This is a genomic window from Kitasatospora sp. MAA19 (genome assembly GCF_029894125.1).
In the GTDB taxonomy this organism is placed as follows: Bacteria; Actinomycetota; Actinomycetes; order Streptomycetales; family Streptomycetaceae; genus Kitasatospora.
Genome location: NZ_JARXYZ010000021.1, coordinates 45060 through 61757, shown reverse-complemented (window position 1 = coordinate 61757; position 16698 = coordinate 45060). Strand labels below are relative to the sequence as shown.

Here is a 16698-nt window from a genome sequence, read left to right as displayed (position 1 = left end):
CCGTGTCGTATCCGTCCATCGACCCCGGCAAGGAAGGTGCCCAGTTCTTCACCGTGGTCTCGGGCATGCCCTGGCCCGAGATCAAGGAGGGGGACCTACGGGAGGTCCGGGACGCGTACGAGAGGCTGGCGGAGGAGCTCCCCAGGCTCAAGGAGCTCATCGCCACGGTGGCGGTCAAGGCCCGGCAGGAGTTCGAGGGCGAGGCCGCCAAGTCCTTCAGCATCGCGATGAACGAGTTCATCGGCGTGGGCGGCGGCTCGGACTACGTCGGGTCGGCGGCCGACGTCGCCAAACAGCTCGCGGACTGCGCGGGCGACGTCGCCAACTCGGTCGAGTACACCAAGTGGATGGCGATCGCCCAGCTCGTCCAGCTGATGTTCGAGATCGCCATGGCGACCCTGTGGGCGCCGTTCACCTTCGGGGAGAGCTTCGCCGGCCTGTCGCTGAAGTACTTCTTCACGCGCCAGGCGCTGTCGATGCTGCTGAAGTTCCTGCTCAAGTCGATCCTGATGCACTCCTTCTCGGGCATCGTGACCGCGATGCTGATGGACTCGATCATCCAGGGCATCCAGTTCTCGCACGGCGACCGGCACTCGTACGACATGGACTCCTTCAAGCAGGGCGTCCTGAACGGGTTCGTCGGCGGCGTGCTGGCCGGCCCGATCAACCTGCTCGGCATGGGCCTCGGCAAGCTGATCGGCTCCCTGATCGGCAAGAGCGCCGGATCGGTCCTGTCCGAGGAACTGTCGTCGCTCATGAAGAACGGCGACAAGGAGGCCCTCAAGCACCTCCTGAACACCGTCACGAAGAAGGCGGAGGGCTCGGCGCTCAAGGACCTGGAGAAGGCCGGCGCCACGTCGATCGGAAAGGCCGGTGGTGAGGCTCTGGAGGGGGCGGGCAAGAGCGGCGCCAAGACGATCGGCAAGGCCGGTGGCGAGGCCCTGGAGGGGGTCGGCAAGAGCGGCGCCAGGACGGGCGGCAAGCTGCTCTCCGACGAGGAGTCCAAGGCCTTCGCCAAGTCGCTCGGCCAGCAGATGCAGAGCGTCGAACCGTGGCTGAAGGAGGGCTTCGGCAAGGCCGGCGCCGGCTCGGTCGCCGAGCGCTTCAGCGAGAACCTGGCCGGCACCTTCGAGAAGCACCTCGGATCGGCGCTGGGCAAGGACGCCGCCAAGAAGCTCGGGCAGGAGTACGCCGAGGCCTTCGTCGCCGGGTGGACCAAGCACGGGGCGGGCAACGAGTCGCTGGGCGTCGTGCTGCGCTCCATCCTGGAGCACGGCGGGTCGGAGATCGGTGAGCACGGCATCTCCGCGCTGGCCGAGCACCTGCCCAACCTGGCCGCCCACATGGGCGAGGGCAGCAAGTTCTTCCAGCTCGGCTTCGCGCTCGGCTCCCAGCTGGTGGAGGGCGCGCAGGGCAACCTCTCCGAGGGCTTCTACAACCTCATCTTCGACGACAAGCACCAGTTCACGACCAGCGCGGCCACCTTCGGCTCGGGCCTGGCGATGGGCCTGCTCGGGAAGGCCCTGCACCACGGCTTCGCCGTGACGGGCATCGGCCACGCGTGGACCAACCTGATCCAGAGCACCCAGTTCAAGGCGATCGGGGAGGGCCAGGGCGCCTACTTCCCGCCCTACCACCCGATCTCCATCCTGGCCCTGGCGAGCAACCTCGCCGGCCACCCGGCGCCCTTCCCGGTGCCCCGGCTCGGCCCGGGCCACGAGGAGGTGACGGCCGGTCACGTCCTCGGCTACTCGCGCGGGCTGAACGAGGCACCGGACGTCGAGTACGCGGCGCTGTTCGCCAAGGCCTTCGGCCAGGCGGACCTGGAGACGCTGTTCGCCGGCTCCGCACCGAAGCCCGTGGTGACCACCTCCACCGGCAGCGGTCCCGCCGCGTCCTCCGGCAAGCCCGACCCGGCCGGCCCAGGCACGGGCTCCGGGAAGCAGGACCCGTCCGCCGGTTCCGGCACCGGAAAGGCCGACCGCCCGACCCCGGTCCGGACCGAGGGCGACGGCGGGGCCAAGTCCGGGCCGGGGCGCCCGCCCGCCCGGACGGACACCAGCTGGAGCGGCACCACCCTCGTCGACGACCCGGTGAGCCCCGCCCGCCCGGGCCGGACCGTCGGCGGGGGCGCGAGCGGCGGCACCGAGGAGCCGAAGCACGCCGTCGCCACCGGTCCGGCCGGCCCGGACCCCAAGCCGCCGACCCCGACCCGCACCTCCGGCGCAACCCCGGACCAGCCCACCGGGCCCCGCCCCGAGCCCGGCCACACCGGCCCCGCCCACCCCGAGCCGACCCGCCCCAGCGGGTTCGACCCCGCCCACCCGGACGAGTGGCTGGCGCCCTGGTGGATCAAGGCCGACTTCCCCGAGGGCGCGCTGCCCCACTGGACGGACACCGACTTCACCGCCGCCGCCCACCGGATCCTCCAGCGCCCCGACCGCAGCTACCCCGACCCCGAACGCCCCAGCGGCGCCCTGACCCTGCACGAGGGCGAGGTCGACGGCGTCCGGCTGGTGATCGGTGTCGAGGACGGCCGGGTCTGGCAGATCCGCTACCTCGGCGGCGCCGACACCCCCCGCCCGGACCACGGCACCCCGCCTGCCCACCGGCAGGACGGCCCCACCCCGGACGCCCCCATCCCGGACGCCCCCACCCAGCGGCCGGAACCCGACCACGGCTCCACCGACCAGCCGCAGCAGCCCTCCCGCCGCCGCGGCCGGGACGAGTACGAGAACGACCACGGCGACACCGGCCAGGACACCCCGTCCGGCCCGACCACCCCGGAACCGGCCGTCAAGCGCCCCCGGCCCGACCAGGGACCGACCTGGGACGGCCGCCCGCCGTTCGACCCGGACGGGAACGCCCCGCGCCCGCTGCGCCCGCTGGACTCCTTCCTGCACGAGTTCTCCGACGGCGACTACGGCACACCCGGCCCGGCGGCCCGGCACGCCCTGGAGCAGGCGCTGGCCGGCCCCGACGGCCCGAAGAAGTTCGCCCACCCGCAGGAGTTCGTCGAGCTGGTCAACCCCAAGGACGGCGACGGCAGCCTGCTCGCCGACGTCAACTGCGTGGCGGCCACCATGGCCTTCCACGCCGGCTTCCACGGGGACCCGCAGGTCGCCCTCACCCTGTCGGAGCGCCACCTCGGCGCGGTCACCGACGCCCAGCACTGGACCGGCTACCCGGCCGAGTACCTCGGCCTGGGCACCACCGGCCTGGACGAGGTCGCCCGCCGGGTCACCGAGGGCGGCCCCGGCTCGGCCGCGATGGTCTTCGCCTGGACCGAGGACGGCAGGGGCCACGCCTGGAACCTGGTGAACGTCCCCGGCGAGGGCCTGGTCTGGGTCGACGCCCAGCAGGGCCTGCACTCCCCGGGCGACCGCCCGCTCCCGCACGACGTCACCCGGGTCTGGGCGATCACGCTCGACCCGGAGAACCGGCCGATCCACGGCGAGGGCGGCTTCAACGCGGCCGCCCTGCACCCGGAGGAGAAGTCGGCCCGGCCGACCCCGGCGGAGACCTTCACCGGCGCGGACGGCCCCTCGCACCCCGCCCCCCACACCACTTCGCACACCACTTCGCACGCCACCGAGCCCGTCACCGAGCCGGCCTTCCCCTCGCCCGGCGAGCGCGTCCGGGTGGCCGGCGACGGCCTCTGCCTGCTCAACTCCGTGGCCACCAGCCGCCCGGACGCCGTGCACCAGGTGCTCACCGAGCGCGGCGCGACGCGCTCCAGCGCACTCCGCCCGGCGCCCTCGACGCCCGAGGCGATGAAGCGCGCCGTCCTCGACCACCTGACCGCGCAGGGCCCGGACAAGCTGCCGCCCGAGGTCATCCACACCTACCGCAAGGCCGCCACCCGGGACCTCGCCGACCGCCTCGGCCGGCCGGACCGCACCCAGTTGCTCGACGGCCTGCTGGACCTCGGCGTCGCCGGCGTCTCCACCCACGAGGTGGTGCCCGCCCGGCTGCTGCGCGACCGTTACGTCACCGTGCTCACCGACGAGTTGACCGCCGCGGGCCTCGACCCCGCGGCGGCCGGGCAGCAGGCCGAACAGAGCGCCGCGTGGAAGTTCAAGAGCCCGGCCGAGCAGGCGAAGGCCGAGGACTACCTGCGCGGGCTGGGCCAGGAGCCCGCCGCGGACCCACACGCGCTGCGCCAGCAGTACATCGACGAGCGGGTCGCCCGGGGCGAGGACCGGCCGACCGTCGAGGCGGAGGTCGGCTGGAACCTCGCCGACGGCGCCACCAGTCCCCGGCAGCAGTTCGAGCACCTGGTCGGCAAGCCCGAGCAGATCGGACTGCACGACCTCACCGACGCCCAGCTCGCCGACCTCCAGATCTGGCACCTGACCGCCTCCGACTTCCCGCTCTCGCCGAAGGAGTTCGCCGGCCTGAGGCACGCGGTGGAGTTCTGGGAGAGCTCCTGGTGGAAGGGGTTCGGCGAGACCTTCCCGCCGCTGCTGGCCGACGCCCTCGGCCTGCGGCTGCGCATCCTCGGCCCGGACGGCCACGGCGGCTTCAGCGAGTACGCGCGCTACGGCCGCCCGGACGGCCACCAGGTGACGGTCTACTACAACGGCACCGACCACTACGACGCCAGCCGTCCGCCCGTCCCGGCGCCCCCGGTCAGCACCCCCGCGCCGAAGCACCCGGACGCGCACGACGGCCCGGTGCTGCCGCCCGTGCCGCACAGTGTGCCGACCGTCGGCAGCACGGACCGGCCCGACCCGGTGACGGCGGCCCCGAAGACTGCCCCGAAGCCGGTGGCGGACCCGTCGTCCACGCTCACCGTGCCGGTGCCCGGGGGCCGGCCGAAGACCGAGACCGGACCCTCCCCGGCGCCGAAGCACGAGCCGGACCCGGCGCCCACGACGACGACCGGCACCACGGGCGAGGCCGCCCCGAAGGCGGACCCGAGCCCCGAGCCCGCCCCGAAGCCCGAGCCCGCCCCCGACCCCAAGGCGCCCGAGCCCGCCCCGAAGCCCGACCCCACCCCGAAGCCCGAGCCCGCCACCGACCCCAAGGCGCACGAGCGCGCGCCCCACCGTACGGACACACCGAGCATCGTCATCACCGAGGCGGAGCACGACCCGCTCGTCCACCCCGCGCCACCCTCCCCGCCGGTCTCGGTGCTCGCCATGTCCGTCTTCTCGACGGAGTCCGGCGGCAGCCAGGACCACCACGACGACCCCGCCTTCGCACCCAGGAAGCCGCTCGGCCCGGACGAGCTGCGCCTGCCGCCGGCCCGGGTCACCAACCACCGGCGCCTGTCGGCCTCCGACCTCGTGGTCGGCCTGCACGGCGGCGACACGGCCGTCCACCGGCAGATCGTGAAGCTCTTCGAGGCCGGCTTCCCGAAGGACCTGGCCGCCGCGAACACGCTCGCCAAGGACTTCTTCGACCCCGCGACGCTGCGCCCCAAGCTGACCGCGCTCTCCCGCGGCGACGTCTGGGAGGCGCCGTTCGAGACCAACGGCTGGTCGGGCAGGATCTCCGTCCGGGTGGACGTCGACAGCCTGGTGCACCAGGACACCGCCCCGAGCGTCGAGTTCGAGAACGGCTCCGACCGGCACGCCTCGATCGGCCTCCAGAGCGACACCCTGAACCGGTTCAACGCCGGCCTGCAGGCCAAGTTCAAGCTCGGCCGGGCCGACATCACCGAGACCCTCGGCTACCAGCACGACTCGCTGAAGGGCGACACCTCGGTGGAGGTCGGCCGCTCCATCGCCCGCGGCAAGACCGTCGAACCCGGCGCCCTGTTCGCGGGCAAGCTCCACCTGGCCATCGACTTCACCGAACTCACCCACCACGGCAAGCCCGTGATCGCCGAACCCGGTGACCGGGTGCAGCGGCTGGACATCGGCGCCACCGTCGGTATCCCGGTCCGCGACACCCTGGACGCCCACGGCGCCCCGGTGCCGCTGCCCAAGGACAAGCTCTTCGCCCCGCCCCAGCGCGTGGTCGAGGGCCACCGCCTCGGCGGTTCCGACATCGTGCTCGACGTCTCCACCCACCGGCACGGCCGTCCGGACTCCGACCACCCGATCCAGGAGGTGCTCGACGGCGTCGAGGAGACCGCCAAGGAGGTACTCGGCGGCCTGTGGCCGCAGCTGCGCGAGAAGATGTCCGCCGAGCTCGACCTCTCCCGGCTCCAGCAGGACCTCAAGAGCATGATGTCCGGCGAGCCGACCCGGATCGAGGTGGTCGACGCAACCGGCCTGGTGACCGGATCGGTGGAGATCACCGCCGCCGTCAAGGCGATGTGGCAGAGCGGATCGACCCCGCAGACCGAGTTCAACGTCGGCACCGGCGTCCAGCGCGTCCGCTCGGTCCTGGACAGCACCGGCGACGGACTCCAACTGCCGCTGCCCGGCGTCCTCTCCGGCAGCGGGACCGACAAGTCGTTCGGCTCCGCCGGCGGCGGCCTCCAGCTCATCAAGGACACGGTGCGGATCTCCGGCAGCAGCCAGGAGGTCCTGCTCACCACGAAGACCAAGGGCGCCGGCGTGGTCTACGACGGCCGCAGCGAGCTGATCCTGACCTTCGAGCGGAAGACCCCGCTCGGGACGACCGTCGACACCGCGAAGACCACCGTCGACTTCCGGGCCCTGATCGAGCAGAGCGAGGCCCGAGGCGTCAAGGACACCGGCGCCGGAGACCCCACCCTCTTCGTCGCGACCGAGTCGCCGCAGCCCCACCAGCCGAAGACCTTCGAGCCCGGGAGCACCGTCCCCAGCCCGCCCGACGACGTCTGGCGGCGCCCGGATGGCACCGGGGGCGGCTTCGGGGACACCAGCACCGTCCGTGACCTGCCCACCGTCAAACCCCTGCACGACGAGCTCGACCGGCTCGGCAAGGAGGTCCTCGGCGGCGCCTGGAAGGACGTCAAGAACGAGGTCCAGCAGCTCTTCAGCCACCCGATGGTCGCCTCCCACCTGACGTCGATGACCCGGCAGACCCCGCTGGAGGCACCCGAGCGGACGGCCGCCAACCTGCTCAAGCACGGCGTCAAGGTCTCCGCCACCGCCCACATCTCCGAGCTGGCGTACCAGCGGCCCAACGCCAAGGCCGAGCTCAACCCGGTCGACGAGACCACCTCCTTCAAGTCCGGCCGCCGCCTCCTGTCGGACACCAAGTCCGGCCAGGGCGCCGCCGGTGGCACCGTCCCGCTGCCCGACAAGAACGCGATGGAGACCAGCGGCGGCTACTCCCGCCAGGTCCGCGACCGCGACGGCTGGCGGGACGGCAGCTCCCAGAAGGTCTACGCCAACGGCAAGTACGCCCGCCCGCAGGAGATCTACGACGCCGGGATCGGCGTCGAGGTCAAGCTGACGGTCGACGGCAAGGAGCACACCGTCACCGTCCCGATCCGGGCCGAGGTCAGCCTCGACGCCAAGGAGACCGGCCGCTACACCGTCGGCGCGGACGGGCGCGCGCTGTTCACCGGCCCCGGCACCGGTACCCCGGTCACCCACGAGGGGCCCGCCGAGCCGCACGACCCCCCGCACCGGATCACCGAACGCGGCGCGCTGAGCGCCTCCGACGTCGTGCACAGCCTCGGCAACGGCGACACCGCCGTCATCGACGGTGTCGAGAAGACCCTGCGGAAGCAGTTCGGTTCCGTCCCCGACGACGTCCTGGTGAAGCTCAAGAACCGGTTCGACCCCTTCGCCCTCAAGCCGCAGCTGTCCAAGCTGTCCCGCGGCGGCAAGCTCACCGAGCACGTCTCCATCCACGGCTGGGACACCACCGTCACCGTCAAGGCAGGCCTCACCAAGGACTTCCAGCACACGGACACGGTCGAGAAGTTCGAGTTCGAACTGGGCACCCAGACTCGGGTGTCCACGGGCGTCAGCAAGGACCGGCGCGTCCGCGACGTCTTCTCGGCCCCGTTCCGCTTCAAGCTGCCGCACGTCGACCTCGGCCTCAACCTCTCCCGCCGCAGCGACTTCGTGCACGGCTCCACCGTGGACACCACCGGCGCCACCGTCTCCAAGGGCAAGACGGTCGAACCGGCCGGCCTGTTCAGCGGCACCGCCGACTTCACCGTCCACATCGAGGCGAGGAAGCTCGGCGAGAAGGTCACCGCGCCCGACCTCACCGTGCCGGTCCACACCACCGTCGCCGTCCCGCTGCGCGACGCGCCGCCGCACGGCTCCACCGAGACCGCGCCGCTGAAGAAGCCACTCGACCCGCCCGCCCGCGTCGAGCGGACCCACCGGCTCGGCTCCTCCGACGTCGTCACCGACGTCTACCCGCTGCGCCCCCGCGGCGGAGGCGGCCCGCACCCGGCGGGTGGGGAGGACCACCGGTCGGTCGGCGAGACCGCCGTGGACGGCATCGACCGCCGCGCCACCAAGGTGCTCGGCTCGGACTGGGCCGGCATGAAGGAGAAGATCCTCGCCGAACTCGACGTCACCAAGCTCCAGCCGCAGCTGAAGTCGATGATGTCCGGCCACGAGATCGTGGTGAAGCACGGCCGCAGCACCGTCCGGATCACGGCCGGCGTCTCCCGCCTGGAGCACACCGGGGAGACCGCGCAGACCGAGTTCAACACCGGTACCCAGGTGCAGAAGTCCTTCGCCAGTTCGGACGGCGTCACCAGCTACGGCGCCGGGCGCGGCAACACCGTGACCGTCTCCGCCCAGGGCACCAGCAGCCCGCTGCCGGTCGGACCGGCCGTCACCGCCGGTGGGTCCGTCACCCACTCCTGGGGGCACGATCAGCTCGACGTCCAGGCGCAGCGCACCACCGCGGGCGCCGCCACCAAGACCAAGCTCGCCGGCAGCGTCTACACCGGCGAGGCGACCCTGTACTTCCGGATGGAACGCCGGCCGCTGGTCCCGCTCGGCGGCCCGGACCGGCTGGTCCGGCCGGACTCCTCCACGACCGCCCCCGGGACGGCCTTCGAGCACGTCAAGTCGGCCGCCGGGCAGGCCTGGCGGGGAATGCGGCAGCTCGGCAGGGTCGTGCACAGCATCGACACCGCGAAGGTCGGTTTCGAGGCGGCGGTCGAGGCGGGGGAGGGGCGCCCGTCGAAGGGTCCCAAGCCCACGCCGTTCGAGGCTCCGGAGCACCGCACCGCGCCCGCCCGGCCGCCGGCGCCCGCCGAGCCGCCGGTCGAGACGGTCGTCAAGGCGCCGCCCGCCCGGGTCTGGACCGAGGGCCTGCGCGACATCGACGTCATGCGCTGGCTCGGCGACTCCGGCGGTGTGCAGGACCTGCTGCGGGTGAAGGGCCGCACGTTCTTCGGCAGCCGCACCTGGGACCGGCTGGAGGGCCTCGCGCGCAACACCGCCGACCACACCCAGCTCGCCAGCAACTTCGGCGCGTCCACCCGGGGCGAGCCGCTGAGCACGCCCTCGCCCGGGCGGCGGCTGCTGGTGACGGACGGTGGCGTGCAGGTGAACCTGAAGGTCCTGCAGCTGGAGTACGACCGCACCGACGGCAAGGTCGAACTCAGCCCCTCCAACGCGACCTCGACCAGTTCCACCAAGACCAGGCTCGACTGGTCGCTCTGGGGCGGCCAGATCCAGGGCGGCGTCAAGACGGACGTCGGCGTGGCCGAGGGCACCTTCCAGGCCATCGTCGGTGGGTCGCACCGAACGCGCGAGGGCCTGTCGGTCGGCAACGCGGGTCAGGTCGTCTCGCACGCGAAGTTCAACACGCCGATGGCGCGGTACGACGGCTTCGCGGAGGTCGAGGTCGTCTTCTTCAAGGGCAAGGAGAAGCTGGTCGAGAAGGGCGTCATCCCGATCACGGTCGACATCCCGGAGCGGGAGACGGTCGACGCCAAGGTGATGAGCGACCACTACCTGACCTTCAGCGAGAACAACCCGGACGGTCTCGCGACGCCGAAGCACCCGCAGCCGAAGCCGGACCCCGCGACCGCGCCCGATCCGGTGACGCCCCCGGCCGGCCACCCGAAGCCGACGGCCGACGAGCGGACGGAGGCCCCGCCGGTACCCGACCCGGTCGGGAACCCCGAGCCCGAGCCCGGCCCGCACCCCGACCCGGCACCGCCCGCGCACAGCGGCCCGAGGCTCGCGGACCTCATCCCCGAGTCCTCGTGGTGGCGGCTGTTCATCGACGCCAACGTCCACCAGGACGCGCTCATCAACTCGCCGTCCGACGCCGCGAACCACCTGGACCGGACGAAGTACCCGGGTTTCCGGCAGAGCATGACCGAGCTGTTCCGTGAGGTGCTGGACGGGACGTCCGGGTCCGGCCGTGACTGGTCGCGGATCGACGTCCACGCCTACGAGGAGCTGCACAAGCTCGCCACCCAGCACCTGGTCGAGGGCTCCGGCCGGAACGTCGCCACGGAGTGGTCCGGCACCAAGGGCGACCGCCTGCACACCACCATGCGCGGCACCGGCCGGACCACCGCGGCGTCCGACCTCGCCGACGACCTCGTCAACGGTCGTCAGCTGCTCGGGGACATCACGGCCAAGCCCGGCTCCACGAAGGGTCTCGGGCTGCCGCTGGTGGCCTTCTCCCGTGGGCAGAAGGGCGAGGGCATGATCTCGATCAGCTACGCCCACGGTGAGGCGCCCGGCCACGTCCAAGCGGTCCTGGACCGCTACTACACCGAGGTCGCCGCGGCCACCGACGACCATGCGAAGTTGCTCGCGATCGCCAAGGTGACCCGGGCCCTGCAGATCATCCAGCCGTTCTCCGACGCCAACAGTCGCGTGAACGTCAGCGTGCTGATGCAGAAGTTCCTGCTGGAGCAGGGTTTCCGGCCCTCCGTGCTGACCAACTCCTTCGAGCTCTTCCTCGGCGGCTACACCACGCACGAGATCGCCGACCACCTGGTCGAGGGCATGGACCGTTTCGACCAGTACGTCGCCGGTTCGCTCGGCGACCAGTTCAACACGGCCGCCGGCCCCGCCGACCACACCCTGATCACCCAGATCGGCGATGCGATCGGCCTGCACGCCGGCACCGGACCGGGCGACGCGGCGGTCCACCACCACCAGGTGCTCGACCTGGTCCGGCTCGGGCGTTCGCTCTACGGCACCGGTGTGCCCTCCCTCGACGCGTCCGGCGTGGCACACCTCAAGACGGCCCGGGACCTGTCGGACCTCGCCCACGCGATGTTCCCGGGCCATCCGACGGAGACGGCCGTGGCGAGCTATGCGGACCACCTCTACGAGCCCGGCGAGGACGGCGTGAGCTGGGAGCACCTGCGTGGCACCGCCGACGCGATCGAGCGGACGACCGGGGCGGGCCTGCCGCTCACCGAGGCCGACATCCGTGCCCACCTGCCCGGCATCGAGGCCGAGGGGCTGACCGACGCGGACCGGAAGCTGTGGCACGGGCTCGCCGACGAGCCGCAGACCGCCCCGGCCCCCACCGGCCCTGCCGCGGTGAAGCTCTCCTGGGACTCCGTGCCCTACGAGTCCCCGCAGGACGGGCTGGACCCGACCCCGTTCGACGTCCGCGAGCTGTCCGGCGACGGCCCGCTGGACCCGGCGGGGCTGGAGGAGGCTCTGATGCCCCGGCTGCTGTCGAAGGACATGGGGTCGTTCCGGATCGTGCTGCGAGTGGAGGACGGGCTGCTGACGGATCCGAACGCGGCGGCGCGGCGGGTGGCGGACACCTTCATGGCGCCGGTCGACCTGCTGCTGGCCGAGCCGGACGGTGGGGTGCGTCTGACCCGCTTCAACCACGAGGGCTTCCCCTACGAGCACACGACCCTCCAGGTCGACCACCCGGCCGGCGGCGCCACGCCCGGGCAGCACCCGCAGCCGGAGCACCCGCAGCCGGAGCACCCGGTCGCGGAGCCGCCGTCGAACCCGCAGCCCCAGCACGTGCAGCCCGAGCACCCGGGCACCGCCGAGCACGCTCCGCGTCCCGAGCGGGTGCACGAGATCGTGGACGCCCTCGTCCACGCCCACGAGGGCTCGGACGTGCGCTGGCTCGCCGACCCCGACAGCCCGGCCGCCCAGCTGCACGAGACCGGCACGGCCGTCGCCCGCTTCCCCAAGGACCCGCGGTTCTTCTCCGTCGCCTTCCACTCGGAGCACGCCGACGGCGCCCCGACCTGGCACGGCGAGCGGGTCGGCCCGGAGGAGCTGGCGAACGTCCTGGCGGAGCTGCGGGCCCGGGGGATCTGGGCGGAGGGCAGGCCGCTGCAGTTCCCCGCCTGCGAGTTCGGCACGGGCAAGGCCTCCTCGTACGCGAGTGAGGTGCTGACCGCCCTGCGGGGCAAGGTGAGCGGCCCGCTGGAGGCGTACGTCCCGGAGGGCAAGCTCTGGTTCGTGCCGAAGCCCACCGGGGCCGCCTTCACCGTCGAGTCGGACGGCCCGGGCCACCTCGTCGTGGCCAAGACCGTCGGCTTCGACTCCAACGGCCTGCCGGTCGTGGTGCCGGGCGGCCAGTGGCTGAAGGTCTCGGTACCGGAGAACGCCGCCGAGCACGCGGGCCGGCCCGAGCACGCGGCCCAGCCGGAAGACCTGGAGCACTCGGAGCACCCGCAGCACCCGGCCGAGCCGCAGGTCGAGGAGCTCGGCCCGCACCTGCCACCGGACCTCTCCGTGCCGGCCCCGCACACCGGTCTCCCGGAGGGCCTCCATTGGTCGGACTCCCCGACGGTCGCGCACGAGATGCCGGGTGCGACCCCCTTCGGGAAGCGCGCGGTCTACGACGCGCCCGAGTACGCCACGGCGACCCGGGACTTCGAGACCAAGCTCGGGGCGTACTGCCACAACCTGCCGGAGGCGGAGGACGCCGCACGCAGGACGGTGGTCAAGCTGCTGAACGTGCTCCGGCAGGCCTTCCCCGAGGCGCCGGCGGCGGAGCGCATGCAGACGATCTTCAAGGATGACCCCACGTCCGCGGGGCAGATCGGCACCCAGCTCACCCCGGAGCAGATCGGCGAGTTCCTCAAGCCCGGTGCCAAGACGGGCAACACCCGCGAGCTGATGACGGCGTTCTTCAACGGGGCCTACTTCAACGACTCCGAGTTCAGCCTCAAGAAGCTGCTCAACACCATCATCGAGAAGCAGGACTGGACCCGGGCCGAGCAGCTCGGTCTGAACGTGGCGGCGCTGAAGGAGCACCACGTGTTCCTGGAGGGCCCGGTCCGCAAGGGCCTGTACGAGAGCCTGAGCAAGGTCAGCCCCAAGCACGCGACCATGTTCGAACACGACGTGTTCGGCACCGGCAACGTGCTGGCCCAGTCGGAGACCTGGTTCTCCGACGGCAAGAGCTACCTGGCCAGCCTGACCGCCCGCCGCCCGCGGCCGGCGAACGAGGTGCCGGGGCCCTCGGCCTTGCAACTGGACGTCACCGGCGTCAAGTTGAGCGAGCGCGAGGTGGCCTTCCTCAAGGTCAACCCGCTGGCCTGGGACGTGGTCGGGCTCCGTCTGGAGGAGGTGCTGTGGGAGAACGTCCCGCTGAAGGCGGACGGTTCGTACGACCTCGACGCGCTCAAGGCACAGCCCGGCGTCCACGACGTGATCGTCGAGCGGGGGGCCCACGGCGGCCAGGTCCTGTACAAGCTGGTCGAGCATCGCGCCGACGTCGATCTCGGCCCCGGTGAGATCGGCCCCGACACGCCGCTCAGCTGGCGCACCGGGGCGTCCGTCCACAAGCTCAGCCCGGACTCCCCCTGGTACAAGGAGGCCAACGGCGGGATGGGCATGCGGCTGGTCGCCGGCATCTCGGCCACCTCGGCCAAGCTGATGACGGCGTTCAAGCTGCTCGACGTCGCCGGGGTCGACCCCGACCACATGGTCAAGGCGCTGTTCGGCTGGATGCTGCCCACCAGCGACCACTCGGTCTACGAGATCCTCAAGGGGGTCGAGCTGACCGGCGTGACGAAGCCGCTGGGCGAGGACACGCTGACGTCCGCCGAGAACATGTACCGCAACCTGCCGGGCATCTCGCTCGACCAGGTGCGCGGGCACGCGGGCACGGACCACATGCTGCCGCACGAGCAGGTCTACGTCTCGAAGATCACGCAGCAGGACGGCGGCTTCGGGGAACCGGGCGGCCCGCACCGGAACGTGGTCGAGAAGCGGTTCGAGATCTTCGAGGAGATGGCCGCGGGCAAGCCCGACGACGACATCAACGCGCCCGAAGAGGTGGTCGAGGGCGTCAGGAACTGGCTGAACACCAACCACATGACGCCTCAGGAGGTCCTGAGCAAGCTCACCAAGGCCCACTTCTACGCCCTGGCGGCCTACACCGGACCGGTCTTCCCGCTGATCAACGTGATGATGAGGTTCGGCGACTCGCTCGACCGGGCCATGCTGGTCCAGATCAAGCACCTGCTCTGGGGTTCGGGCCCGACACCCCTCTCGCTGGCCTCCCACCCCGCCATCAAGGACCTGCTCCGGCAGCATTCCGCCATCGAGTCCGTGGAGAACGCGAACCGCAAGAAGATCATGGAGCTCGTGAGGACGGACGTCCTGCCGGGGCTCAAGGCGGAGCTGCGCGAACACACGCGGATGCTGGAGTCGGCGCTGGAACAGCTGCCGCCGGCCGAGGGCAAGGTCTACCGTGGCGCCGCCGCCATCTCGTTCAAGGGCTTCACGGGGCTGTCCCCGGCCTACGGCGGCTCGCACGTCAAGCACGGTGACTTCACCAGCACCAGCCGCCGGGAGTCCGTCGCGATCAGGTTCCGGGACACCCGCAGGACCGTCTTCGGCACCGAGCCGCTGCTGGTCACCATGGAGCTGACCGGTGGCGGGGCGGCCAAGGACATCTCCGCCTTCTCGGTGGAGATGCAGGAGCACGAGGTGCTGGGCAAGCCGGGGAGCACCTACACGGTGCAGGAGCGGCGGAAGGCGGGCGGCAAGCTCTTCATCGACGTGAAGGAGGCCAACTCGCGCTCCTCCTTCCCCCCGCTGGGTACGCCGGGAACGCCGGCTTCGGCGACTGTCCGCCAGGCCAAGGAGGAACTGCAGTCCCACCTGGCCGGGATGTCCGGCGTCCGGGGGATCAAGGAGCACGGGGACCTCTGGGCCCTGGGCAAGGAGATCGGCGTCACGAACGCGGACGGTCTCGGCGCCTGGTCCGCGGCGCACGCCTTCCCCAACGTCAAGACCAAGGAGGCCATGGGGCTGAAGACCTGGTACATCGGCAATCTCGCGGCGGAGCTCCACGGCGGTCCGAACCACGTCGACATCGACCGGCTGCGGAGCGTGCGCCGGATGACGGACGTGGTGCGGGAAGGGCTCAAACTGTCCCACGAGAACCCCGTGACCAAGGAGGAAGTGGACACCTACCTGAAGCGTCTGAACAAGGTCGGGGACGCCTCACTGCCGGTCGTGCCGCTGGACCGCCACCGGCTGCTGAAGGTGGTCAACTCGCTCAAGAAGCAGGGGGCGCACGTCTCCGCGTCCGAGGTCGAGAAGAACTGGACGGCCCTCCAGACACCCGGCACCCCCCGAACTCCCCGCACCCCGGGCGGCGGCCACCTGACGCCGGCCACGCCGAACACCCCGAACACGCCCGACACCCCGCAGACGCCGACCGGGCACCAGGCCGCCCAGCCCGGCGGACACAACCCGCCCGGGGACCCGCGGCGGCAGCCCGTCACGGTCATCGGCGCGGCACCGAACCTGGAGACGCACGTCCAGAAGCAGGCGGCGATGCAGAGGTTCCCGCTCGACGACCGCTTCTTCACGGTGGCGATGCACACCGACTCCGGATACCCGGTCCACGTGAACCAGCTCCTCTCGCCCGACCAGGTGGCGACGGGGCTGCACCAGGCGTTCACGGACAAGACCTGGGACGGCGAGAAGCCGCTGCAGTTCGTGGCCTGCAACCTGGGTTCCGGGATCGAGACGAGCTACGTGGCGCAGGTGATGACCAAGCTGTGGGCGCTCGATCCCACGATCACGGGGTCGGCCTACGCCGGCGACGGGCCGGTCTGGTTCGTCCCGAAGGTCGACGAGAACGGCGTGCCGGACCTCGGCAGGCGCGGGGACCTGGTGGTGGCGCACCGGGTGGGCATGACGAAGACCGGTCGGCCCGGCATCTCCGCCGGCGGGAACTGGTACCGCTTCGACCGCCCGACCGACGGTACGCTCGTCCCGGTCGTCGAGAAGCTCGGTGCCCACCTCCCGCCCGGCGGCGACTCGCAGCCCCGGCCCGAGAACTACCTCCGCGTCGACCACGACGACCAGTACGAGGCGCCGATCAGGGGCGCCATCCCGTTCGACACCGACCAGCCGGACGCGCTGGCGGAGCAGATTTTCCAGGAGCTGATCAAGTGACCGCGGAGTTCACCCTTGCCGCCGTCTTCGACCTGGTCGACCCGCTGACCGGGCCGGACTTCCACGAGGACCACCCCGTGATCGAGGACGGCGACGAGCGGGAGGCGCTGGTCGAGTACCTGGCCTCGGCCACCACCGTGCTGATGACCCCGAGCCTGATGGACGACGTCCTGGACCCGGAGCGGCCGGGCGGTGTGCCGATGAACTACCGCTGCGACGGCCGGTGGATCTGGACCGACACCGTGACCTACTACCTCGACCGGTACGGCCTGGCCCCGGAGCCGGGCCTGCTCGCGCACCTGCGCGAGCGGACGGCGGCGGGCGCCGCGCCCGAGCCGCCGGCCCCGGACGTGCAGGAGCGGGCCGTGGCGTTCCTGCTGGCCCCGCCGGCGGCGGGGCAGGAGACGGTCTGGGAGGTCGAGGAAGGCCTCTGAGGCCACTGCGGCCACATCGGCGGACG

General features: G+C 71.9%; 2 protein-coding genes. Both read left to right on the top strand.

All coding sequences use genetic code 11. The features are described from left to right. Positions 1 to 2 precede the first annotated feature (2 nt). Positions 3 to 16238, top strand: a complete 16236-nt coding sequence (locus P3T27_RS27315; protein ID WP_280683087.1) for a toxin glutamine deamidase domain-containing protein — start codon at positions 3 to 5, stop codon at positions 16236 to 16238. After that, positions 16235 to 16672, top strand: a complete 438-nt coding sequence (locus P3T27_RS27310) for a hypothetical protein (protein WP_280683085.1) — start codon at positions 16235 to 16237, stop codon at positions 16670 to 16672. The genes P3T27_RS27315 and P3T27_RS27310 overlap by 4 nt, the downstream gene beginning before the upstream one ends. Positions 16673 to 16698: the final 26 nt, after the last annotated feature.